The 21,998-nt window shown below is 53.3% G+C and carries 22 protein-coding genes, 2 tRNA genes, 1 pseudogene and 1 riboswitch; of the genes and pseudogenes, 13 read left to right on the forward strand and 12 right to left on the reverse strand.

The window, feature by feature from the left end:
• Window positions 1–49: 49 nt before the first annotated feature.
• From CUC53_RS12410 to CUC53_RS12420, 3 genes and pseudogenes are all read left to right on the forward strand, one after another.
• Window positions 50–125, forward strand: a tRNA-Lys gene (locus CUC53_RS12410).
• A 17-nt stretch (window positions 126–142) separates the two neighbouring features.
• Window positions 143–218, forward strand: a tRNA-Val gene (locus CUC53_RS12415).
• 139 nt (window positions 219–357) lie between these two features.
• Window positions 358–874, forward strand: a pseudogene (locus CUC53_RS12420) (transposase); the annotation flags it as partial.
• A gap of 64 nt (window positions 875–938) precedes the next feature.
• Here the strand turns inward: CUC53_RS12420 and CUC53_RS12425 are convergent.
• From CUC53_RS12425 to CUC53_RS12460, 8 genes are all read right to left on the reverse strand, one after another.
• Window positions 939–2,000, reverse strand: coding sequence for a class I SAM-dependent methyltransferase (locus CUC53_RS12425; protein ID WP_236757917.1), 1,062 nt, complete (start codon window positions 1,998–2,000; stop codon window positions 939–941).
• Window positions 2,001–2,147: 147 nt separating this feature from the next.
• Window positions 2,148–3,509, reverse strand: coding sequence for a DUF4910 domain-containing protein (locus CUC53_RS12430; protein WP_100294454.1), 1,362 nt, complete (start codon window positions 3,507–3,509; stop codon window positions 2,148–2,150).
• Complete coding sequence (locus CUC53_RS12435; protein WP_100294455.1) at window positions 3,506–3,907, reverse strand: VOC family protein; 402 nt, start codon at window positions 3,905–3,907, stop codon at window positions 3,506–3,508. Before CUC53_RS12435 ends, CUC53_RS12430 begins: the two co-directional genes overlap by 4 nt.
• The gene (locus tag CUC53_RS12440; protein ID WP_100294456.1) at window positions 3,897–4,661 is read right to left on the reverse strand and encodes an AAC(3) family N-acetyltransferase; all 765 of its coding nucleotides are present in this window, start codon (window positions 4,659–4,661) and stop codon (window positions 3,897–3,899) included. The genes CUC53_RS12435 and CUC53_RS12440 overlap by 11 nt, the downstream gene beginning before the upstream one ends.
• On the reverse strand, window positions 4,658–4,888 hold the full coding sequence (locus CUC53_RS12445; protein ID WP_100294457.1) for an acyl carrier protein: 231 nt from the start codon (window positions 4,886–4,888) through the stop codon (window positions 4,658–4,660). The genes CUC53_RS12440 and CUC53_RS12445 overlap by 4 nt, the downstream gene beginning before the upstream one ends.
• On the reverse strand, window positions 4,881–6,566 hold the full coding sequence (locus tag CUC53_RS12450; protein WP_236757918.1) for an HAD-IIIC family phosphatase: 1,686 nt from the start codon (window positions 6,564–6,566) through the stop codon (window positions 4,881–4,883). The genes CUC53_RS12445 and CUC53_RS12450 overlap by 8 nt, the downstream gene beginning before the upstream one ends.
• Before the next feature lie 255 nt (window positions 6,567–6,821).
• Entirely contained in the window at window positions 6,822–7,355 is a 534-nt protein-coding gene (locus CUC53_RS12455) for an ATP:cob(I)alamin adenosyltransferase (RefSeq protein ID WP_100294459.1), read from the reverse strand.
• Window positions 7,356–7,479: 124 nt separating this feature from the next.
• Entirely contained in the window at window positions 7,480–8,592 is a 1,113-nt protein-coding gene (locus CUC53_RS12460) for a DUF5610 domain-containing protein (protein WP_100294460.1), read from the reverse strand.
• A 172-nt stretch (window positions 8,593–8,764) separates the two neighbouring features.
• On the opposite strand from CUC53_RS12460, the gene trmA reads away from it, so the two are divergent.
• The gene (gene trmA, locus CUC53_RS12465) at window positions 8,765–9,898 is read left to right on the forward strand and encodes a tRNA (uridine(54)-C5)-methyltransferase TrmA (RefSeq protein ID WP_100294461.1); all 1,134 of its coding nucleotides are present in this window, start codon (window positions 8,765–8,767) and stop codon (window positions 9,896–9,898) included.
• Window positions 9,899–9,972: 74 nt separating this feature from the next.
• Here the strand turns inward: trmA and thiQ are convergent, their stop codons facing one another.
• The 3 genes from thiQ to thiB are packed head-to-tail and all read right to left on the reverse strand — an operon-like array spanning window position 9,973 to window position 13,263.
• Window positions 9,973–10,680, reverse strand: coding sequence for a thiamine ABC transporter ATP-binding protein (thiQ, locus tag CUC53_RS12470; RefSeq protein WP_100294462.1), 708 nt, complete (start codon window positions 10,678–10,680; stop codon window positions 9,973–9,975).
• Window positions 10,667–12,286 carry a thiamine/thiamine pyrophosphate ABC transporter permease gene (gene thiP / locus CUC53_RS12475; protein WP_100294490.1) on the reverse strand — a complete coding sequence of 540 codons (1,620 nt, stop codon included), beginning with the start codon at window positions 12,284–12,286 and terminating at the stop codon, window positions 10,667–10,669. Before thiP ends, thiQ begins: the two co-directional genes overlap by 14 nt.
• Complete coding sequence (thiB, locus tag CUC53_RS12480; protein WP_100294463.1) at window positions 12,283–13,263, reverse strand: thiamine ABC transporter substrate binding subunit; 981 nt, start codon at window positions 13,261–13,263, stop codon at window positions 12,283–12,285. Before thiB ends, thiP begins: the two co-directional genes overlap by 4 nt.
• Before the next feature lie 60 nt (window positions 13,264–13,323).
• Window positions 13,324–13,414, reverse strand: a riboswitch (TPP riboswitch).
• Between the two features lie 105 nt (window positions 13,415–13,519).
• Here thiB and CUC53_RS12485 point away from each other — a divergent pair.
• The 5 genes from CUC53_RS12485 (at window position 13,520) to ribBA (ending at window position 17,772) form a co-directional block, all read left to right on the forward strand.
• The gene (locus CUC53_RS12485) at window positions 13,520–13,810 is read left to right on the forward strand and encodes a PilZ domain-containing protein (protein WP_167386752.1); all 291 of its coding nucleotides are present in this window, start codon (window positions 13,520–13,522) and stop codon (window positions 13,808–13,810) included.
• Between the two features lie 327 nt (window positions 13,811–14,137).
• Window positions 14,138–14,587, forward strand: coding sequence for a transcriptional regulator NrdR (gene nrdR, locus CUC53_RS12490; RefSeq protein ID WP_005298086.1), 450 nt, complete (start codon window positions 14,138–14,140; stop codon window positions 14,585–14,587).
• A gap of 105 nt (window positions 14,588–14,692) precedes the next feature.
• Complete coding sequence (gene ribD, locus CUC53_RS12495; RefSeq protein ID WP_100294464.1) at window positions 14,693–15,802, forward strand: bifunctional diaminohydroxyphosphoribosylaminopyrimidine deaminase/5-amino-6-(5-phosphoribosylamino)uracil reductase RibD; 1,110 nt, start codon at window positions 14,693–14,695, stop codon at window positions 15,800–15,802.
• 54 nt (window positions 15,803–15,856) lie between these two features.
• Window positions 15,857–16,510, forward strand: coding sequence for a riboflavin synthase (locus CUC53_RS12500; RefSeq protein WP_100294465.1), 654 nt, complete (start codon window positions 15,857–15,859; stop codon window positions 16,508–16,510).
• Window positions 16,511–16,662: 152 nt separating this feature from the next.
• Window positions 16,663–17,772, forward strand: coding sequence for a bifunctional 3,4-dihydroxy-2-butanone-4-phosphate synthase/GTP cyclohydrolase II (gene ribBA, locus CUC53_RS12505; protein ID WP_100294466.1), 1,110 nt, complete (start codon window positions 16,663–16,665; stop codon window positions 17,770–17,772).
• 60 nt (window positions 17,773–17,832) lie between these two features.
• On the opposite strand, the gene CUC53_RS12510 is transcribed toward ribBA, so the two are convergent.
• On the reverse strand, window positions 17,833–18,993 hold the full coding sequence (locus CUC53_RS12510; RefSeq protein ID WP_157798266.1) for a S1 family peptidase: 1,161 nt from the start codon (window positions 18,991–18,993) through the stop codon (window positions 17,833–17,835).
• Between the two features lie 249 nt (window positions 18,994–19,242).
• Here CUC53_RS12510 and ribH point away from each other — a divergent pair, with 249 nt between their 5' ends.
• From ribH to CUC53_RS12530, 4 genes are read left to right on the forward strand one after another with little or no spacing between them, the layout of a single operon-like run.
• A complete protein-coding gene (gene ribH, locus CUC53_RS12515; RefSeq protein ID WP_100294467.1) occupies window positions 19,243–19,713 on the forward strand; it encodes a 6,7-dimethyl-8-ribityllumazine synthase in 471 nt (156 codons plus the stop codon).
• 14 nt (window positions 19,714–19,727) lie between these two features.
• Window positions 19,728–20,141 carry a transcription antitermination factor NusB gene (nusB, locus tag CUC53_RS12520; protein ID WP_100294468.1) on the forward strand — a complete coding sequence of 138 codons (414 nt, stop codon included), beginning with the start codon at window positions 19,728–19,730 and terminating at the stop codon, window positions 20,139–20,141.
• 57 nt (window positions 20,142–20,198) lie between these two features.
• Entirely contained in the window at window positions 20,199–21,158 is a 960-nt protein-coding gene (gene thiL / locus CUC53_RS12525) for a thiamine-phosphate kinase (RefSeq protein ID WP_100294493.1), read from the forward strand.
• Window positions 21,155–21,649, forward strand: a complete 495-nt coding sequence (locus tag CUC53_RS12530) for a phosphatidylglycerophosphatase A family protein (RefSeq protein ID WP_100294469.1) — start codon at window positions 21,155–21,157, stop codon at window positions 21,647–21,649. The genes thiL and CUC53_RS12530 overlap by 4 nt, the downstream gene beginning before the upstream one ends.
• Window positions 21,650–21,998 lie beyond the last annotated feature (349 nt).

Raw genomic sequence — 21,998 nt, forward strand, 5'->3', positions numbered from 1 at the left:
CAGTAACGACCACCATATTTGTAGTAAAAAGTTTAAAAATGACGTAGACGGGTCGTTAGCTCAGTCGGTAGAGCAGTTGACTTTTAATCAATTGGTCGCTGGTTCGAATCCAGCACGACCCACCATCATTTAAAGAATCCCAGGTCGTTTAGCTCAGCTGGGAGAGCACCTCCCTTACAAGGAGGGGGTCACTGGTTCGATCCCAGTAACGACCACCAGTTTTGATACCTCATAAATGAAGTCCCCCTCCAATACTATTCCTGCATACATTCGATTCTTTAAGCAGGGTAATCCCCCCGAAAAACAGGGATGCTCATAATTAGAATTTTCTCGTATCTTGAACGCAGTAGGTTCTACATGAAAGCATCGCGCTTTAGCGATGCCCAAATCATCGTTATTCTCAAGCAAGCCGAGTCTGGTTCACCCCTCCCTGAGTTGTGCCGTGAGCATGGCATCAGATCCGCGACCTTTTATAAGTGGCACTCCAAATTCGGTGACATGGATGCCTCCCTCATGACTCGCCTCAACGAGCTGGAGGAGGAAAACTGCCGCTTCAAGAAGATGTATGCCGAGGAGCGCCTCCAGACAGAGAGCATCGCCGAGACCATGGCAAAAAAGGGGTAACGCCATCTGCCTGCAGGGCGCTGGCTACCAAAGCGGTTGCGCACTTTGCCATCTCAATCAGGCTGGCCTGCAACATCTTCACAGTCAGTGAAGGCTGTTATCGCTATCAACCCGTGCTCGCCGATGAAAACTAGCTCATCGCGGACTGGTTGCTGCGCATCACCAACACCTAGTGGAACTGGGGCTTTGGCCTCTGTTCTCTCTACACCTGCGTCATATCAAAGGGTTTGCTTGTAACTACAAGCGGATCGACGATCATCCCATTTTTCATTTCGATCCACCCTTGGTGAACGGTTACTTATCTGAGGTCATGGTTAGGCATCACTAAATATTTCAACGTTGCTATATCGGATGCCATGGGCTTCCATAGTTTTAAAGATCTCGTTATAAAAGCTAGAAGCAATAATCAAATCTGTAATATGAGAATTCCTTATTATTTCATAGCTACATACCTTTAAATTAACACCAGGAATCGTTAAGTCGGCCTTATTTTTGTCGCCATCAATCACTATCACAGTTGTTTCTTGTAAAATCGCTGGATCAAGGTTATTCAATAAAATAACTGATGCGGACCCAGCCCCCCACCAGAATACGGTTTTTTTATTTCTGAGGAAGTCATTTGCTCTGTGACTCAGAGACTCACATTGCTGTTTCACTTCCACTAAGTTTTTGATGTAGTCAATTTTATTGAAAGCGAACTCTACCTCGCGGTAAGAGGCATTACTATTTTTTGCAAATACTACCCGCAGGCTGTCCATCTCTATGGCAAAATCGATAATTTTTAACTGATGAGCACGAGCTAATGTATGCATGAATTGAATATTGTAATAGAAGAGATGTTGAACATGAAATCCCCCAAAATCAGGAACCTCTATGACAATCTTACCTTTGTCGCTTAATGAGTTTGCCATTAGAGTAAATATTGAAAAAGGATCTTCAAAGTGCTCAAATACGTGCATTAAGTAATAGCCATCTATTTTATTTGCTGCATAGCTTTTATCAAAGTAACCCTTTATTACATTTAATCCTAATGCCTTGGCACTGTCCGCTTGTGGGCCAGGCTCTATGCCTGTAATATTTGAAAAACCGCTATCACTCAGCACTTTTAATAAATATGCTTCGGAGCAGCCAATTTCAATTATTTTGTCACGGGAATTAAAATGCCGCTTTATTGTATTAATCATGCCATCATATTTAGTTGTGCCAATATTATTTAATGGGGAAATATATAGATAGTTGTCATATATTTCCTTTAATTCTTCAGAGGACAATTTCTTTGATGCAAACCCCAACATGCAGTCCTTACAAATGCTTACTTGCATATCGGCTACTTTGACGGGAAAATTCCCCGCATATGCAGATAAAATAATCGGCATGCTTCGCTCAAGGAAAACTTGGGTGTTATGGCTATGACAATAAGGGCATTTCATCATATTCATCCTTAAATATAAAATAATACAAAATTGAAGCTATAGAATGTCATTTTTACTAAATAATGTATCGGCTGGTTTTCGGTAAAGCACTTAACTATTTACTGAGTTTTCAGAAATAACGTTAACACGGCGCAATAAATCTGCGCCTAGCAAGATGTCCGCTAGCGGTGCTATCTGCCAAAAAGGGACTTTAATAACCTCAGCAATTTCAAATAGCGTGAGGCGGCCATCACTATAGGCCAGTAAATTCATCATGTCCTGTGTTTGCCCACCTGAGCTACGTGTGGATAAGTTTGGATAGAGTCCTCGTTTACCTAGCTGGGGTTCACCTAATACGGTTACCTGATAACGGTCATCCAATTCTAGGATTTCGATAGCTCGGCGTAGTGCTAAGAAACTACCAGCGAGGCCTGCAGGTGTGACTAAGGTGAGATCATCTAATGAAGTGTGATACTCGGCATAACAACCATATTTACTGCGCATTAATGTGGTTATTGGGAGATCAATACCAGGTGCACAGAGTTGACGTTCGTTAGAGCCTCGCTCGAGATAACTGTATACCTGATAATCTGGCGCGATATGGCTGAGCACATGACGGCCAATGCGATCAGCCAAGCTGTTACCTTGTCGAGAAGGCAAGAATGAGTAGCAGCGCTCATCTCCCATGCAGGTTAGATTGAATCCAGCTAGTGTATGACGTTTGAGATGATCTAGGTGCTGAGCCAAGTAGACGATTGCGCCCAAGGTTTCAGGAACAAGCATTAGCCGATAGCTATAACGACGTCGGGGCAATGAGGCTAGCCAAGCCATCAAAAAGACTCCGACACCAGGTCCTGATAGCTCGTTGTTAGCCATGGATGGATGACAGATATAGCTAGATAATAAGATTTCCTGCTCGCTCTCCCCCGGTAATACCCACTCGGCGTAGGTCATTGAACCTGGTTGCAAACGGGTATCAATTACCACTTGATAATCGCCTTCTGGCAGTGCTGCACGGACTTTGTGGGGTAAACAAAATCCCCAGTAACGTTGGTAATAGGAGGTGATATAAGGAATGGCGTCAGGTAATTCGGGTAATGAATGTAAATGAGGCTGAAGTTCAGCTAATGAGAGAGTACAGCGGATCGGCTCTGAATAACCAACCAGATGTAAATTGTGATCATCGAAATCAACCACTTTTTGGCCGTCAGGTCCTATCAGATAGGCCTGTTGCACATTCCATTCATCAGGTACGGTCCAATCAAAAAATTTAGTTCCGCTTGGGATCTCGTGAATGCGTAAATCTGGCAGGCAATGTTCGCGTAATAAGTGCAGCGTTTGCCGGGCACCATCGCCTGTTAAGCTGCGATTGAGTGGGAATAATAAGGTAAGTAAACGGTGTAGTCGCTCACCTAGTTCTGTCTGGTTGTTCCAATCAGTAGGGAGATAATCGCTCTTATCTGAAGATGTCATATCGCTTCCTCAATTAATTCGACGATATGGCCTAAGGGGCTTAGAAAGAACTGAACGTATGCCCCACCGAATGCCACAGCGGGTTGGCGAGGGCCAAGGGGAAGGTGGCGCTGTTCCCTTAATTTATCCGCTGTTGTGGTCAAGCACGTTACCCGATAAGCCAGATGATTAATCACGTTACGGCGTGTTTTGAGTACCTGTGTAACAGGACTGTCTTCCCCAATTGGGGCAATTAACTCGTAGCATATTCCTGCAGGGTCATGAACGAATTGTACCCACACCTTTTGCAGTGGATCTTTGACTGCCACTGAGAATTGGCTTAGTCCTAATACCTCTCGGCAGTAATGCTCCCCATTCGCTAGGTCTGTCACAACCAGCCCAATATGATCAAACCGCATTTTGGTTCCCTCCCGCTCGGATAAGTGCATAGGGGGTGCTGGCTATCAGCTCACGGGCTACACGACTAAAATCACGGCAAGATACCGCCCATATCGGTACGCGTTGGCATAGCGCCTGGCGCCAGGCACCTTCAGCCTTTAATTGCTCGACCAAGCGAGTCAGGTCTATTTCACTCGCGAGGGATAAGTCGCGGACGTAGTAATCAGAGCGCCAATTTCGACTTATCCCTTCGCTATACACCTGACCTTCAAACCATTTGTGATAACGGTAAGGTACCGCTAATTGCTGCTCTACATAGTGGGTAAAGGTCAATCGATCAGGGTGACATCCCAGCCCTAGCAGCCACCCCTCTTGCTCTGCTAGCCAAGCAAACACACTCTCAGGGCCAAAGCAGTCGTGATATTCCTGAGTGGCGAGCTGATGAGCGCTAGGTCCGCTGATTGCGATACTGAAAATAGGGTCTAATGTGCGATGAACCCCCTCACGTTGCCTGAAAATTTCAGTCATCAAACCCACTCTGCTGGGGGTCGTCGCAGGGTTAAAACATTCAGCCTCCATCGGGCTGTATGTAAAGGTGGGGACTAGCACGTTTCCAGCCAACCAATGTTCTAGATATGACCAAAACATGTTGATCCCATGAGGATTTCCCATATTGGGAAATTGCGCTACTACCATCGCATCTGAGTGGACCATCACGGAGCAGCCTTTGGGAATAGCTAGCATGTCTAATGCCTGCTCAATCGCCTGCTTCATCTAGTCACACCTTTATGAAGCAGTGCTTGATGAATATCAGGCAAGTTTTTGAGCATGGCTAATTCTTCTGGCTCAAACCGAATAGCAAAATGCTGTTCAATTAATAACAACAGGTTGAAATGCCCCAGCGAATCCCATTCAGGAAAGCAGCCAAGGCCGAGTGCTTGAGGATGGTCTAAATTGGCGTGGGGAAATTGCTGACTAACCAGATTAATTAGATCATTCATGGGTATAAAACTCCAAATATGGAAGAGACACTAACGGCAAATCCAGAGATAGCAATATTTCATCAGCCTGCGGCACATACCCAACGTCAGCGGCGACTGGGTGAGTCGGTAAGGTCGCTAAAAAATTCCGTGCAGGTTGGTTTCGGTCGGTGGCGATGTAACTTATGACTAATTGGCTAATGCCTTTTGCCATTAACGCGGTGGCTAATTGGGCAAGCAACCAATATTCAAAACCACGGCCTAATACTCGACAACTAATGGCTAAGGTATCGAGCAACGCCGTATTGGTATTAAGAGGGCGCACCATCAACAAGGCTGTCATACCATGGTCGGCGAATTTGTCTTGTAACGACGCTAGCCAAACATCCCCCTGATCTTTGGCAAATAGCGCCAGCTCTCCTGCCTGATATCGTTTGCCTGAGAGGTTAAACTGGTTTGTTTTTTGGGTCAGTTGTTCGGCCCGCAGCTGATTAGAGGGGGCGAGTGGTTGCCATTTCGCCGCTAGCCTCAGTTGCTGTAAAAAAGCTCGCTCATCGCCCAGTTGTTGCTGTACTTCTTGTGCTTGCGCTTTAGCCCGATAAGAGCGTTGGCGTAGCTGATCATCAGGGCTATGTTGATGGCGATGGAGTGCCGTTAGCATCATCAATGCATCAGGCCATTCCCAGATTTCACTTGGCGGGGTCACTACCGTTACTTCTGGGCAGTTGGCCCTGACCTCACTACGTTCTAATTCACTGTCATCCCAGAACACCATGCTCTCTAAGCCAACATTGAGCTGCTGTGCTAAGCGCCGTAGGCCGGCCGACTTCGTATCCCAGCCGATTTCAGCGGCAGTGATCTGTTGCCGAGTCAGCACCATTCCTTGGTGGCGATCGAACAAGTGCCAGACATCATCGGCTCCATTTTTAGAGCAAAGTGCCAAGATGACACCTTGGCTATGCCAGTAGCAAACGGCCTGCTGAAAAGCCTGATAAACGCGCCCAATACCATCTTGTCCAAGTGAGATGCCTGCAATGCCATCTTCACCGACCACTCCTCCCCACAATGTATTATCGCAATCTAGCACCAGCACTTTATGAGCTGGGTGATGTAGCCGGTGCAATAAGGGGGCGATCCACTCCGCTAAACTTACCAGTCCAGTCATGGAGAAGGGACAAGACATTAAGTAGTAATTACGGCTATCAAAGTGGTGTGAGTATCCGTGTCGCTGGAGCCAAAGTGGCAGGTGCAGGTTACTTAAACTGGGGTAACGTTGGTGCAACGAAGCTAGTTGATGATCAAATTCATTGGATAAGCGCGCAAGAACGGAAGGAGCTGTGCCAAATACGGATGCCGGTGAACGGCTATATGCCCCCACTAACAAGGTATCTTGCGGCCGCAGCTGTAAACGTTGGACAAGTGGTTGACATAGCGTATTAAGCCACTCGGTAACGGCTTGTTGCTTCCCCTCCTCAGCTAATCGCTCCCAGGTTAGTAAGGTTTGGGTTGGCACCAAATCTTCCCACAACCAGATAATAATATGTGTTTGTGGCTCGGCATCAGCGGGTTGGCTCATCAAGGTCTGTAACCACTGGCCATGTGGGGCAACGTGGACCTCTGTAGCCGGAGATAATGACCGCCACGCCACGTTGCCTGGCATTAAAAATGAGCTGCCACTCAGATAAATCGTCCTTGTCACCTGCAAGCCTCGTTATCACTAAACCCATCAGTTAATGGAGTAATAGAACTAGCCCGAACTTAATGCAAAATATTTCAAAGGGTTATTTTTATTTTTTGGGGAGGGCACGATCAAAGGCATATGGCTAAAAAGAGTTACTTTTATCAGTAACTAGAGATTGATAAGTACGACCGTCTCAGCTGTTTTTGCAACCGAAAAACTGATGATGTTCATATTTACCCAAAATGGAGTTATCCCCTATTTTAAATGGCAATATTAGTAATTGATGCTGATATAGGTAGATTCTGGTATATCCCACAGATGTTTTAGGTATACGGTCAGCACAAAGAAGAGGTTGGCCAGCAGATTGGTAAAGCGATACAGGATAGGGTCAAAACGAGCGCCACTTTCCTCCAGCCTGACCAGCCATCGTACGACTTTTTTACTGCCACAACGACATAGGTGTAGGGTGGGAACAGGTTGGGGGCCTTGAGGTAGCACAAAGCCGGTTACTCGTCCTTTAGTGGCTTCGTTATAGTGATCGTAACGTTTTTTTAGCCATTCGATGTCTGTCTCAACAATGCCCAGCCTGCCTCGTACAGAACCATTTAGATGGTAAATTAATCGCTGGATCGCCTCTAAGTCGCTGGCGACCTCTTGAGTGTTGTCTTGCCTCGGTAACTGAGCAAGGGCAGCACCAACTTGGCAGCAGAGTTCATCGGTGGCAATTTCATAATCACAGCTGAGCCGTGTTTCGAAGATAAAGGGATAACAAAGTTCCCGCTTATCACTGGGTTTTTTGGGGTTCATAAGCTGACCAAGGCAGAAAAAAATGAGAGTGTGCCAGCCCCAAGAGGGGCTGGCACATGGTGAGTCATTGATAGCAGATATTATTGCCAGACTTTGGTCTGATAGTGGGCTGTGCCCCTATGTTTTATAGCGCGTTGAGCATGCGCTGGTTAAAGCTACTGAAGCGACTGAGATCGTCAGCATTTCCTTGACCACGGGCCGCCAATACTGCAGCAAGTAACGCTTGCTGCTGAAACCTAGGCAATATGACATCGGATCTTTGCTGAAGTTGTTCCAACTTGGGTAGATAGTCTGCCATTGGCTGGAGGGTTTCTTGCAGCGGGTTTGCTCCTTGATACGCTTGGCTTATTTTGAGATTTTGCTTAATTCTCATGGAGAAAGAGGCGAGATTGCTGTCGTCCAGATTTAACTTACCGGCTTTCTCGAGTAATTCCTCGAAGTTGCCGGAAAAAAAGTGTCCAAGCAGTTCATCTATTCCCTTCACTATGTCGCCAATGGCACTCATATCACCACTGCTCACATTTCCTTCTACTGAAAATTTAAAGCTTTGACTCGATTTAAGGGTGAACTGATTACCAGTTTGCTCAGGCTGGGACGTCTGCGCATCGTCGTTGAAACGCAGTACCACGTTGCTACCGCTATTGGTCTGGATTTCCAGCATGTTTTGCAAAGGCGCTGCGATATCGTCAGCATCTGTTTTGGGGGCAGGAACCTGGCCGAAAAACTCTTGCTCAAATTCATCCATGCTTTCTTGGATAAGCTTGTAGCTCTGCTCGATGCCGACCCTGATGTCTTCATTATCTGTTGCTAGAGAGCCGAGTTGTCGCTTCGCATCCTCAAAGCCCATATCTATGCCTCTGCGGGCCTGAGCCATCATCTCGGTCAGTTCCGCATCCGATTTGCCATTGGCGCGGGCTGCATTCAGTCCACCGGTGACAAATTGCATCACATTGTCTGACACCTCTTGGAAGTCAAACAGCGTCTCTGGCGTCACCACTTCAGGCTCTTCTATTGGCTCCTGCATTCTGGGCGCTTTGTAGCTCAAACCATGCAGCTCTAGCGAGAATTGCAATGTTTGCAGCACTAGCTTTTGCGCCCATTTAGGGGGCTGAGGCAACGAGACTTCATCTTCGCTTTGGGCGGGCTTTGGCTGCGCCTGCACCTGAGTTTGTTGAGGAGATTTGGAAGTCACACCCACTCCCCTAGGTTGAGCTACGCCCATTCCATCTATCTGCATGATCAACACTCCTATACATCTGGCAATGATCTATCGACACGATTGAACATTTCTTAACCAGAAAATACTGGACAATCCGCAGGAGCCTTTTAGAATCTGCCCCCTTTGGATGGCGTGGTGCCATCTCTCTTCGCTTTCATACCGGCACACTCGGTGTGCATATGAGGTAGTTATGACTCAGCCCCAGCAGGCTTCCCCCGATACTCCGCCCCTGCGGACTCCAGCTGACTATCAGACTCAGCTCGACGAAAAGAGCGCTCGCCTCCGCGCTCTGTTTACCGATTTCAATCCACCAGCGCTGGAAGTGCATAGTTCACCGGCGCAGCACTACCGGATGCGGGCCGAGTTCCGCATCTGGCACAACGGGGATGACCTCTACCACTGCATGTATGCACAAGCTACTAAAGAGATCATCCGAGTCGACCAGTTTCCTACCGCCAGCCGTCTGATTAACCAACTGATGCCGCTGCTACTCGACGGGCTGCGACCCCATCAGGTGCTGCGCCGTAAGTTGTTCCAGATCGACTACCTCTCCACCCAGTCCGGCCAGATTTGCGTGAGCTTGCTCTATCACCGCAAGCTGGAAGCCGAGTGGCAGCAGGCCGCCGCAGCGCTGCAGGCTGACCTGCGTGCCAAAGGGTTCGCGCTGCAACTGATTGGCCGCGCCCACAAGCAGAAGATCTGTCAGGGGGATGATTTTGTCATCGAGCAGCTCAACGTGGCGGGTCGTCAGCTTATCTACAAACAGGTGGAGAACAGCTTCACTCAGCCCAACGCCGCCATCAACGAGCAGATGCTGGGCTGGGCGCTGGATGTGACCAAGGGGAGCGAAGGGGACCTGCTGGAGCTCTATTGCGGTAACGGCAACTTTTCCATCGCGCTGGCGCAGAACTTTCGCAAGGTGCTGGCCACCGAGATCGCCAAGCCAAGTGTGGACTCCGCCCAGTTCAACATCGCCGCCAACGGTGTCGACAACCTGATCATCCTGCGCATGTCGGCCGAAGAGTTCACCATGGCGATGCGTGGCGAGCGGGAGTTCAACCGCCTCAAGGGGGTAGACCTCAAGAGTTACCAGTGCAACACCATCTTCGTCGACCCACCCCGCGCCGGTCTCGACGATGCCACCGTCAAGCTGGTGCAGGAGTACGACAACATCCTCTACATCTCCTGCAACCCCGAGACCCTGCAGGCCAACATGGCGGTATTGGGTGAAACGCACGAGATCGCCCGTTTTGCCCTGTTTGACCAGTTCCCCTGGACCCACCACATGGAAGCCGGGATCTATCTGCGCCGAAAAACAGCTTAATGGCTCCCAGTGCAGCTGAAAAAGAGCCGGTTGGCAGTAGGCCAACCGGCTCTTTTTACTTGTGGTGAGGCCGGTTAGGCTGCCGTGGTACGGCCTAGATAACGCAGCAGCCCAGGATGTTCGCTGGTTTGCAGGATGTCCGGTGTCCCTTGCAGGGCGATCTGCCCCTCGTCAACGAACAGCACCTGATCGGCGATGAGCTGGGCATCTTCTGGATTATGGGAAACCATCAATACGGTGATGCCCTGTTCGCAGGCGAGGCGAGCCACTTCGGCCAGCATCTCCCGGCGCAGGGCGGGATCGAGTGCCGAGAAGGGTTCATCCAGCAGCAGCAGCGGTTTGCCTCGCACCAGCGCACGGGCCAGCCCGACTCGCTGTTGCTGGCCGCCGGAGAGCTGTTCAGGCTGGCGGTCTAACATCTCACCAAGGCCAACCCGCCCGGCTGCATCGATCACCTGTGCCCGCTGGGCTGCACTCAGGCGCAGGCCCGGGTGCAAGCCGATGGCGATATTGTCGAACACCGACAGGTGGAGGAACAGGTTGTGATCCTGAAACAGGGTGGTGACCGGTCGCTCGGCGGGGCCCAGCGGCAGCAGATCTTCGCCACCGAAGCTGAGGCGACCTGATTCTACTGGCACGAAGCCGGCGATCATCCCGAGCAGGGTCGACTTGCCCGCGCCGCTTGGGCCAATCAGCGTGGTGATCTCCCCCTTGGGCAGGGTCGCGCTGAAGCTGACCCGCCAGTCGGGGTAGCTGGTCGCCAGCGTATCAATGTTCAGCATGTTTTCCTCCTAGTCCCCGTTCCACCAGCCAGAACAGGGAGAAACAGAGTGTCAGCAGCAGCAGAGCGGTGGCGGCTGCCTCGGTCAATCGATAGCTGCCAAGCTGCTGGTAGAGCAGCCAGGGCAGGGTGGTGAGCTCCTGACTGCCAAACATGGCGATGGCGCCAAGATCCCCCAATGAGAGGATCATCGACAGTGCCATCGCCAGCGCCAACGGACGGCGCAGCAGCGGCCACTCCACCAGCCGCAGGCGATGCAGGCCACGTACCCCCAGGCTATCAGCCAGCCGGTCATATTGGCGCACCACCAGCTGCATGGGGGCACAGAGGGTGCGCAGCACATAGGGCAGCGCCATCAGGGCGTTGACCAGCACCACCAACCAAGGGCCTAGAGCGAACACGTCGGCAAAGGGCATAAACAGGATAAAGAGGCCGGTGGAGAGCACCACCGCCGGGATCATCAGGATCATCGAACCGCTGGCCTCCCACAGGGCGGCAGCTCGCCGCTGGCGGGTGCGTACCTTGAGGTGACGGCTGGTGAGCAGCAGGCCGCTACCGAGCAGGGTAGCCAGGGTGCCTGCTGCCAGTGCAATCAGCAGCGACTGGCCGCTTGCCTGCCACAGCTTGCTGGAGGTGAGCGCTGTCAGCAGGCCGGGGTGAAGACCAGCCACCACAATGGCCAGCAGCGGCGGCAGAAAGATGGTGAGCCCGATGCCGAGCGAGAACAGATCCACCACCGCCGTACCCGGTTGATGGCGATCCGGCCGCAGGCAGGGACGACGGGGAGTCACCCGACTGGCCGGGGTACTCTGCAGCTTGTGCTGCAGGGCGAGCAGGGCGGCGGTCAGGATAAGTTGCACCAGCGCCAATCCGCCCGCGGTGGCGAGATCGAAGTCAAAGCGCAGCGCCTGATAGACGGCCACCTCCAGGGTGGTGGATTTCGGCCCGCCTCCCAGCGCCAACACTGTGGTGAAGCTGGTGAAACAGAGCATGAAGATGAGGCTGGCCAGCCCCGGCAATATGCCGCGAATAAGCGGCCACTCCAGCAGCCGGAAGATGTGGGAGGAGCGCATGCCTAGCTGACTGGCAAGGCGCCAGCTCGATTCGGGGATGCTCTCTATGCTCTGCAGCATCAGGCGGGCCGCCAGCGGCATATTGAAGAAGACATGGGCCAGCAGGATACCGAACAGGCCGTAGAGATAATTGCCGGGATCCAGCCCCAATGAGCGCAACAGTTGCGGCAGCCACCCCTGTTTGCCATGTACCGCCACGATGCCGAAGATGGCGATGATGACCGGCAGCACCAGCGAGAGGCCAAACAACTTGATCAGCAGGGTGCGGCCAACGAAGCGGCGCCGCGCCAATGCACGGGCCACCGGAATGGCGAGCCCGAGACTGAGCAGGGTGGAGAGCAGTGCCTGCCCCAGACTGAAGCCCAGCACATGACGCAGATAAGGATCTGCGAACAGGGTGCGGGGTGCCAGCGAACCGGCCTGCCACAAGAGGGCCGCAAGCGGCCCGAGGGATAACAGCAGGATCAACAGGGTGGCTGCACTGCCCGGCAACCACCAGAGGGGACGAGCCTGTGGTCTCAGATGACGGCTCACTGGGTGACGGCTTGCAGCCACTCGCGGATCCACCCTTTGCGATTGGCGGCCACCTCATCGCTGCTGAAGGCGAGCGGCTTGGCTACGGTGATCATCTGCTCGAAGCCCTTGGGCAGCGGCGTGTCGATTACCGGATACATCCAGTTGCCGGTCGGGATCTCGTGCTGGAAGGCGGGGCTCACCATAAATTGCAGGAACTGGTCAGCCAGCTTCTCCTGTTTGGCGCTCTTCAGCTTGGCGGCCACTTCTACCTGACGGTAGTGACCCTCTTCGAAGGCGGCAGCCTGATACTGGGGCTTGCTCTCGGCAATCAGGTGATAGGCCGGAGAGGTGGTGTAGGAGAGCACCATATCCGCTTCACCATCGAGGAACATGCCATAGGCCTCTGACCACCCCTTGGTGACGGTGACCGTCTTTTTGGCAAGCTCGGCCCAGGCGGCAGGCGCCTTGTCGCCATAAACGGACTTCATCCACAGCATCAGCCCCTGTCCCGGGGTGGAGGTGCGGGGATCCTGATAGATCACCTTGAGGTCAGGTCGCTCCACCAGCTCTTTCAGACTCTTGGGTGGCTGCTTGAGTTTGTCCTTGTCATAGACAAAGGCGAAGTAGCCGTAGTCGTAGGGGACAAAGGTGTCATCCTGCCAGCCACCCGGCACCTTGATGCCGTCGAGCTTGGCGGGATGGGGGGCGAACAGGCCACTCTGCTTGGCTTCGCTAATGAGAGCATCATCGAGCCCCAGCACCAGATCGGCCTTGCTGTGGTTGCCCTCCAGCCGCAGCCGGTTGAGGATGGCGACCCCATCTTCGAGGGGAACCAGATTGAGGGTGCAGTCGCACTCTTTCTCGAAGGCCTGTTTGATCTTGGGCCCCGGGCCCCACTCGGCAGTGAAGGAGCTGTAGGTGTAGACGGTGAGGGTATCGGCGGCGAACGCATTGGCCGACAGCAGGCTGGTGGCGACCAGCAGCAGGGCTTTCATTGATGGCACTCCCTATTACTTATTCCTAATGAGGTGCCAGCGGATGAGGGCGCCCACAATGAGCGCCATGCCTCAAATTCCTCCGCCAGCATTATCTGGATCAGGTACACGGGTATAATCTCAGCGGTAAACCGCACCCCGTTTGAGAAACGAACCGCATTGTATTAACGTTCTTTTGGGTAGGCCAGCACTATGTTTCTCGGGTTATCGAGGTGTGGCCATCAAGATGGCATTATCCCCAACAGAGGATGTTCTCGTGATCAACAGCACCAATGAAAGACGCGCGTTCCAGCGCATGTTAATTAATGCCCCCGTTACCCTCTATCAACAACAGCTGGTCTTGGAGGGGATTTGCCACGATCTCAGTGCCAATGGCATGGGTGTCACCGTGGCTGAACATCGGCTTGATGTCAGTCAACCGTTGCGGGTTAGCCTTGCCACTCACAGTAATCAATTACCCCCTTTTGAAGCCCACGCTCGCATCATTCGGGTATTAGAGCAGCCAGATGGGGTGCTGATGGCCATCGAATTTTACTCGCCAGCTTAACTCGGCCCGATGAGGGGGCGTCCACCTGCAATCTTGGCCATGGGCTGCGCAGTTTATATAGACGGCCCGAGCCATGCTCACTCCCCCATGATGCGGCAGTGTGCTGTTCAGAGGGGCCACTCACCCTTGGGGCCCTGAGGAGAGGGCGCATCAGCCGATGCGGTGCCAATAGTACCATCCGGCCTACTTAGATCCTTGCCACTTAGCATCGAACCGCTGCCACAGGCGGCTGGCTTGTTCCGGTTTTATATGGCCGTGCTACACTGCCCCTCCCAATCATCCCGCCCTGATGCGGCAGGATCTTGTTTCGTCAGCGCCGGAGGTCCGATGCATTGCCCATTTTGTAGTGCAGTTGATACCAAGGTGATCGACTCCCGGTTGGTGGCTGAGGGCCATCAGGTCCGTCGCCGTCGAGAGTGTCTGCTCTGTCACGAGCGTTTTACCACGTTTGAGATGGCAGAGTTGGTGATGCCGCGAGTGATCAAATCGAATGGCTCCCGTGAGCCGTTTAACGAGGATAAGCTGCGCGCGGGGATTTTACGGGCGCTGGAGAAGCGGCCGGTGAGCATGGAGGCCATCGAAAAGGCGGTCAACCACATCAAATCCCGCTTGCGTGCCACCGGTGAGCGCGAAGTCGCCTCCGAGCTGGTGGGTAATCTGGTGATGGATGAGCTCAAGGGGCTAGATAAAGTCGCCTATATCCGCTTTGCCTCGGTCTATCGCAGCTTCGAGGATATCCGTGAGTTTGGTGAAGAGATCGCCAAGTTGGAAAAATGAACTTGCTCGGATGTAGGTTCGATCAGCGATACGTCATCGGACGTGGTCACGCAGTCAGTTAGCTGATTCGATGCGGTTAGGGTGTTGTTGAAGAGAGGAGCCCAGATGTTTAGTCAAGATGATTACCAATGGATGAGTCGGGCCCTCGAGCTGGCCCGCCGTGGCCGTTACACTACGGCCCCCAACCCCTGCGTCGGCGCTGTGCTGGTCAAGGATGGCGTGCTGGTCGGTGAAGGGTGGCATCAGAAGGCGGGTGAGCCCCATGCCGAGGTCTACGCCCTGCGCGCCGCCGGTGACAAGGCCCGTGGCGCGACTGCCTATGTGACTCTTGAACCCTGCTCCCACCATGGCCGTACCCCCCCCTGCGCCGAGGCGCTGATTAATGCTGGAGTGGCCCGAGTGGTGGCGGCGATGATCGACCCTAATCCCGAAGTGGGCGGGCGTGGCTTACACAAGCTGTCAGAGGCGGGTATCAAGACCGATTTCGGCCTGTTGGCGAGCGAAGCCGAAGCGCTCAACCCGGGCTTTTTCAAGCGGATGCGCACCGCGTTCCCGCGGGTGACCGTTAAGCTGGGGGCTAGCCTCGATGGCCGTACCGCCATGGCCAGTGGCGAGAGCCAGTGGATCACCTCTCCCGATGCGCGCCGCGATGTGCAGCGACTGCGGGCCCGTCATGATGCGGTGCTCTCTAGCGCCGAGACGGTGCTGGCCGATGGCGCCTCCCTGACCGTGCGTTGGGACGAGCTGCCTCCTTCGGTCAAGGCGAGCTCCCCCAAAGAGCGGGTGCGCCAGCCGCTGCGGGTGATCGTCGATTCGCAAAACCGGCTCACCCCCGATCTGCCGCTGTTCCAAAGCGAGAGCCCCGTGCTGTTGGCCCGCCATACCGCATCCGGCGAGTGGCCCGAGTGGGTACAGCAGCTGGAAGTGCCGCTGCTGGATGGCAAGTTGGATCTGGTCAGTTTGTTCATGCTGCTGGCAAAGCAGAGCGTCAACTCGGTACTGGTGGAGGCGGGGCCAAGATTGTGCGGTGCCCTGCTGGAGAAGGGGCTGGTGGATGAGCTGGTGCTCTATCAGGCGCCCAAGCTGATGGGTGATGAGGGGCGTGGCCTGTTTCATCTACCGGCGCTCACCCGACTGTTACAAGCGCCTAAGCTCGTCATCAAGGATGTGCGCATGGTCGGGTCTGATATTCGCATTACCGCCAACATAGCCTGATTTATCCATGTTCATGAAGGCATAAGCTGTCTTCGTTACAGTAAGGTGATTTGCATGTTTACCGGAATTATCGAAGCGGTGGGAACCTTGGCCGAGCTGCGTCGGCAGGGTGATGACATGGCCCTCACCGTCCACGCACCGGGCCTCGATTTTGGCGACGTCAAACTGGGTGATTCTATCGCTACCAACGGCGTCTGCCTTACCGTGGTAGCGCTGGGCGACCAGCGTTATACCGCCGATGTGTCGCTGGAAACTCTCTCCCGCACCGGCTTTGCCACAGCAAAAGTGGGCGATCGGGTCAACCTCGAGAAGGCGCTGATGGCCACTTCCCGTCTCGGCGGCCATCTAGTCTCCGGCCATGTAGATGGGGTCGGGGAGGTCAAGAGTGTATCCAGCAGTGGCCGCGCCATTGAGTACTGGATCAAGGCACCGAGCGAGCTCTCCCGCTACATCGCCGAGAAGGGCTCGATTGCGGTGGATGGCATCAGCCTCACCGTCAACGCGGTGCAGGGCGACCGTTTCCGCCTGACCATCGTGCCCCACACCGCCCAAGAGACCACCATCACCCGCTGGAAGCCTGGCCATAAGGTCAACCTTGAGGTGGATCAGATCGCCCGCTATCTGGAGCGGCTGATGATGGGCAAGCGTCAGGAGAGCAGTGCCTCGACCCTGACCATGGCGACGTTGGCCAAGGCCGGTTTTCTCTAAGGGGGTTCTCTCAATCAGGTCACAAAAACGATTTTCTGTGATCCCGCTCTGGTTGAAACGGGGCGGCTTGCCCCCCATCTAGTAGAGCAACCTATACCGCATTTGTGTTGAGCCAGCAGGCTTAACCCCCACGCACACTAATGGAGTAGCTAATGGCGCTGAGCACAACCCAGGAAATCATTGCCGATATCAAGGCCGGCAAGATGGTGATCCTGATGGATGACGAAGACAGAGAAAATGAAGGTGACCTGATCATGGCTGCCTCCTGCGTTCGTCCGGAGGATATCAACTTTATGGCTCGCTACGGCCGTGGCCTCATCTGTCTGACCCTGACTCGGGATCGCTGCAAGCAGTTGGCACTGCCGCTGATGGTGGATCGCAACAATGCCCAGTTCTCCACCGCGTTTACCGTGACCATCGAAGCGGCCGAAGGGGTGACGACCGGTATCTCCGCAGCCGATCGCGCAGTGACCGTGCAAGCGGCGGTGGCGCCTGATGCTAAGGCGGCTGATCTGGTGCAGCCGGGCCATATCTTCCCGCTGATGGCGCAAGATGGCGGTGTGTTGACCCGTGCTGGCCACACCGAAGCGGGCTGCGATCTGGCTCGTCTGGCCGGTTACGAGGCGGCCTCCGTCATTGTCGAGATCCTCAACGACGATGGCACCATGGCGCGCCGTCCGGATCTGGAGGTGTTTGCCGAGCAACATGGCATCAAGCTTGGCACCATCGCCGACCTTATCGAGTACCGCAACCAGCACGAGACGACAGTCGAGAAGGTGGCCGAATGCAAGTTGCCCACCGAATTTGGCGAGTTTGACCTCATCACCTTCCGCGACACCATCGACAATCAGGTTCACTTTGCCCTGAAAAAGGGTGAAGTACAGACCGACCAGCCGACGCTGGTGCGGGTGCACCTGCACGATGTGCTGAGCGATCTGCTGCTGACTGACCGTCACGCTGCCCGCAGCTGGCCGTTGCCCAAATCCATGGCCCGTATCGCCAGCGAGGGCGGGGTGCTGGTGATTCTGGGGGCGGAATCCCATGGCGAGGAGCTGCTGGCCCGAGTGAAGGGATTTGAAGCCGCCGACAAGGGGCTGGCACCGGAAGGGGCCAAGTGGCAGGGCACTTCGCGCCGGGTTGGCGTGGGCTCTCAGATCCTCAAAGCCCTTGGCGTGGGTAAAATGCGCTTGTTGAGCTCGCCGAAGAAGTATCATGCGCTTGGCGGCTTTGGCTTAGAAGTGGTGGAATACGTGGGCGAGTAGTCTCATCTATGTAAAAAACGGGGGATGGTGAGCCATCCCCCGTTTTTTATGCGCGAGTGTTTATGCCTTACGCCGGCGTAACCACAGTAAGGGCAGCAGCAACAAGGCACTTAAACCAAATGCACCGCCGCCATTGCTTGATGTGCGAACCGGTGGAGGGGCTACCGGATCCGCACTAACTCTACCTATCATCACGGCCTTTAGCTGTTTGCGATTGCCATTTATCGCAGTCTCGACGGTGACATTTTCTAGTTTAATCGTGTTCTTCGCATACTTGCCTTCGAACAGGGCTTCAATCATGCAGCTCTGGTTTGGTTGCAGCTGGGCTGGGCAATCAGTGCGCAGGTCTGCAGCGGAGCCGCCCATATCGCTCAGTTCTGCCACGTCGCCAGTGCGATTGGCAACGGTGAATGGGGCCCAGCCACGTTCATTGACTTTAACCTCAACGCTGCTCTGTGTGGTAATGGTCAGGGCAGTTTGCTGCTCATTGATCCAATTTACAAATTGTGGCGCATAGGTATACCCACCTGCTTTATTCGTTTGCGCACAGGGAGAGGGGCCGTAGCTGACAATGCCGACTAGTTGATTGTTAAAAATAAGCGGGCCGCCGCTGTCGCCTTGGCAGGTGTCTTTGCCTAGCACGTAACCGGCAAAAATATGGGAGGTTGTTGGGTCATTCACCCATAAATCGGTATCCCCTTTATAAGCGAGCTCGACAGTTAGTGAGCGCTGGCTTTGGCTTTCACTATTGCCTTCGGGGTTCGTCGCACCATAACCGTAGGCTCTTAGCTGAGTACCATCCGGCCAACTGTGTTTGATATTCTCTGCGGCAATCGCCAGAGGGGTATTGGTCGTCGGCGAGGCGAGATGAAGCAGCGCAATATCATTTTCGTATGTAGGTATTGGGAGGGCGAGCAGGGGAAACATACTATTTCGGTGATAGGTCTCTTCTATGAGTATTTGATCGACCTTGATTCGCTGATGCGGCGTGGTTAGATCTGTGACGCCAACAGCCACTTCGAGTGGCAGCCCCGCCGTTACGCAGTGTGCCGCGGTGAGGACCCACTCGCTATTTATCAGCGTTCCACCACATTGGCTTTTCCACGGTTCTGTTTGATTGCTCGTACCAAACGCAACCATCCAGCTGGGCGCGTTGGCGAGGTCGCCATTAATAATTCTGGTACTCGCATAGGCTGGGGCGGCTGCGATCAGGGCGATCAAGACAGACCCTCTTATGTGTGGCATATCAGCTCCTTCTAATTACTGCCCACTTAAATTCAATGAAGTTACTTGTGTAAGCTTTAACCTACGCAGGTCGCCGCACGTTATCACCCGCCTTATCACAGTGTAAAAACTCAATAAATTATTCCGCTCAAGATTTATTGGCTGGTTTTGGTAATAGGGTGGCTGTGTTAGAATGCGGCCACTTTTGACCTCGGCCCTTTGGGTTGCACAGAGACAGGATTGCCAATGAAGGTTATCGAAGGAAACATCGCCGCCCCCGAGGCGCGCATTGCGATTGTCGTTGCTCGTTTCAATAGCTTTATCAACGACAGTTTGGTGAATGGTGCCGTAGACGTATTGACTCGTCAGGGCCAGGTACAAGAGGGCAACCTTACCTTGGTAAAGGTGCCGGGTGCGGTTGAAATGCCATTAGTCATCAAGAAGCTGGCCAAGAGTGGCCACTATGATGCGATTGTTGCGGTTGGCACGGTTATCAGAGGTGGCACATACCACTTTGATCTGGTGGCAAACGAAAATAGCAAAGGCATGGCCCAAGTAATGATGGAATATGAAATTCCGGTTGCGTTTGGCGTGCTGACCACTGAAAACATTGAACAAGCCATCGAGCGTGCCGGAACCAAGGCGGGTAACAAGGGTGCAGAGGCTGCACTGGCGGCGCTCGAAATGATCAACGTCCTGCAACAACTGGACGTGTAACGAGGAGAAGTACATTGAAACCGTCTGAGCGCCGTAAAGCCCGCCATTGTGCCATCCAAGCCATCTATCAGTGGCAGATGACCAAGGCTAATGTGGGTGACATCGAAGAGCAGTTCAAGATCGATCAGGATACCAAAGGGGTAGACCTGAGCTATTTCCGTGATCTGCTGTTTGGGGTCGCTATCCACTGCAATGAGCTGGACAAGGCGTTTGCTTCTTATCTCTCCCGTCCGCTAGAAGAGGTGGACATGGTTGATAAGGCAATCTTGCGGTTGGCAACCTATGAGCTAACTCGCCGTGATGATGTGCCACCACGGGTGGTGATCAATGAGGCGATCGAGCTGGCGAAAGCGTTCGCGGCCGATGACAGCCACAAGTTTGTCAACGGTGTACTTGATAAGGTGATCAAGTCGCTGAATAAGCGTTGATCCTACTGTCGATGACCATTTAAGAGAGGAGCCAGCAGATTGCTGGCTTTTTACTGTATGGGTGAATTTGAACTGATAGAGAAGTACTTTAAGCACAATCATGCCCGCAAGGACGTGGTGATGGGGCCTGGTGATGACTGTGCATTGCTGACGTTGCCTGCGAACACCCAGTTAGCGGTGAGTACCGATACCTTAGTGAGCGGTGTTCATTTTTTACCTGACATGGACCCAGTCGACTTAGGTTATAAGGCACTGGCGGTCAATCTCTCGGATCTTGCTGCGATGGGGGCTGAGCCACGCTGGGTTTCGTTGGCGTTGACCCTGCCCGCCATCAACGAAGCTTGGGTGGCCGGCTTTGCCGAAGGATTTCTTGAGCTTGCCGAGTATTACAATGTGGCGCTGGTGGGGGGCGACATGACTCGTGGTCCCCTCTCCATCACTGTATCGGTCAAAGGGTCAGTCCCTGCTGGCCGCGCTTTACTGCGCAGTGGGGCCAAAGTTGGCGATGGTATCTATGTGACCGGCACCTTAGGTGATGCCGCCTTGGCACTTTCTCATCTCTTGGGTAAACGCACCCTCAATGAAAACCAACTGGCGGCCGTGTTGCCACGGCTTGACCACCCTCATCCTCGGATTTTGGCGGGGCAAGCACTGCGTGGGCTGGCCAGTAGCGCACTCGATATTTCCGATGGCTTAGTCTCCGATCTTGGCCATATCCTCACTGCATCTGGGGTGCGGGCCCAGCTTGATCTCACTTTGCTGCCGCTTTCACCTGTGTTGCAAGATGCCGTCGCCCAGCGTGACGGGTGGCAATTAGCATTAGCAGGGGGCGACGATTACGAACTTTGCTTCACGGTGCCCGAAGAGCACCGTGGTGCATTGGATACGGCGCTAGCGAATTGCGGCGTTAAATTCACCCGTATCGGTCGTATTGTGAGCGGTGCACCTGGGATCGACTATCACTACGATGAGCAAACGATCCTGTTGCAACTTAAAGGATGGGATCACTTCGCATGACCTTTTTTATGATAAAGCCTGAGCTCAAAAGGCTGAGCCTGAAAAATCCCCTGCACCTATTGGCAGTGGGATTTGGTTCCGGCCTTTGCCCTAAAGCACCCGGCACGATGGGGACGCTTGCCGCAGTTCCCCTCTATTTGCTCGCGAGTGGCCTCAGTACTCCTTGGTTTATTGCGCTACTCGTCGTGGGATTTGTGGCAGGGATCTGGATTTGTCAAAGTGCGACCGATGCCATTGGTGCGCCTGATCATGGGGCGATCGTATGGGATGAGGTAATCGGATTTGGCGTCACCATGATTGCGGCGCCTGCGGGCTGGCAGTGGGTGCTGGCGGGGTTTCTGCTATTTCGTCTGTTTGATGTGCTAAAACCCTGGCCTATCTCTTGGTTTGATCGTCGTATTCATGGTGGCCTTGGCATCATGCTCGATGATCTGATTGCCGGTCTGTTGGCCTTGTGTTGTATGCAATTATTCGCGGTTTGGTTTGCCTAACGCGCCTCAATTGGGGGAGTGACTTTTGTCAGGTGCCCCCGATTTAACCCTGCCGGATTTTTAGTCACTGATATATTGTGCTAATAATTAACATTTCAACATAAATATTCACTATTAATCGGTGTTATCACGTTATTCATGAAATAGTGAATATTGTTGTTTGTTGCGCTATTGTTGAAGCGAACAAGCCAAATAAGGGGATGAATTGGTTTTATTATCTATAAAATAATTTAAAACCAATATTTAAACCTTAATTTCATATGACTACCTGCACAAAATATTGCGAAATTGTATAGCGCAATCATTTACACCCGTGGGCAAACCGTCTAAGTTACTCGCGGGTTATTCC

Source organism: Aeromonas cavernicola (assembly GCF_002795305.1).
Lineage (GTDB): Bacteria > Pseudomonadota > Gammaproteobacteria > Enterobacterales > Aeromonadaceae > Aeromonas > Aeromonas cavernicola.

Coding starts and splice junctions, on each gene's coding strand:
- CUC53_RS12430 (WP_100294454.1), bottom strand. CDS start 3,509: ATGACATCTTCAGATAAGAGCGATTATCTCCCTACTGATTGGAACAAC.
- CUC53_RS12455 (WP_100294459.1), bottom strand. CDS start 7,355: ATGAACCCCAAAAAACCCAGTGATAAGCGGGAACTTTGTTATCCCTTT.
- CUC53_RS12460 (WP_100294460.1), bottom strand. CDS start 8,592: ATGCAGATAGATGGAATGGGCGTAGCTCAACCTAGGGGAGTGGGTGTG.
- CUC53_RS12530 (WP_100294469.1), top strand. CDS start 21,155: ATGACCTTTTTTATGATAAAGCCTGAGCTCAAAAGGCTGAGCCTGAAA.
- thiB (WP_100294463.1), bottom strand. CDS start 13,263: ATGAAAGCCCTGCTGCTGGTCGCCACCAGCCTGCTGTCGGCCAATGCG.
- ribBA (WP_100294466.1), top strand. CDS start 16,663: ATGGCGCTGAGCACAACCCAGGAAATCATTGCCGATATCAAGGCCGGC.
- ribH (WP_100294467.1), top strand. CDS start 19,243: ATGAAGGTTATCGAAGGAAACATCGCCGCCCCCGAGGCGCGCATTGCG.
- CUC53_RS12440 (WP_100294456.1), bottom strand. CDS start 4,661: ATGAAGCAGGCGATTGAGCAGGCATTAGACATGCTAGCTATTCCCAAA.
- ribD (WP_100294464.1), top strand. CDS start 14,693: ATGTTTAGTCAAGATGATTACCAATGGATGAGTCGGGCCCTCGAGCTG.
- CUC53_RS12445 (WP_100294457.1), bottom strand. CDS start 4,888: ATGAATGATCTAATTAATCTGGTTAGTCAGCAATTTCCCCACGCCAAT.
- trmA (WP_100294461.1), top strand. CDS start 8,765: ATGACTCAGCCCCAGCAGGCTTCCCCCGATACTCCGCCCCTGCGGACT.
- thiL (WP_100294493.1), top strand. CDS start 20,199: ATGGGTGAATTTGAACTGATAGAGAAGTACTTTAAGCACAATCATGCC.
- CUC53_RS12435 (WP_100294455.1), bottom strand. CDS start 3,907: ATGCGGTTTGATCATATTGGGCTGGTTGTGACAGACCTAGCGAATGGG.
- nrdR (WP_005298086.1), top strand. CDS start 14,138: ATGCATTGCCCATTTTGTAGTGCAGTTGATACCAAGGTGATCGACTCC.
- CUC53_RS12500 (WP_100294465.1), top strand. CDS start 15,857: ATGTTTACCGGAATTATCGAAGCGGTGGGAACCTTGGCCGAGCTGCGT.
- thiQ (WP_100294462.1), bottom strand. CDS start 10,680: ATGCTGAACATTGATACGCTGGCGACCAGCTACCCCGACTGGCGGGTC.
- CUC53_RS12425 (WP_236757917.1), bottom strand. CDS start 2,000: ATGCCGATTATTTTATCTGCATATGCGGGGAATTTTCCCGTCAAAGTA.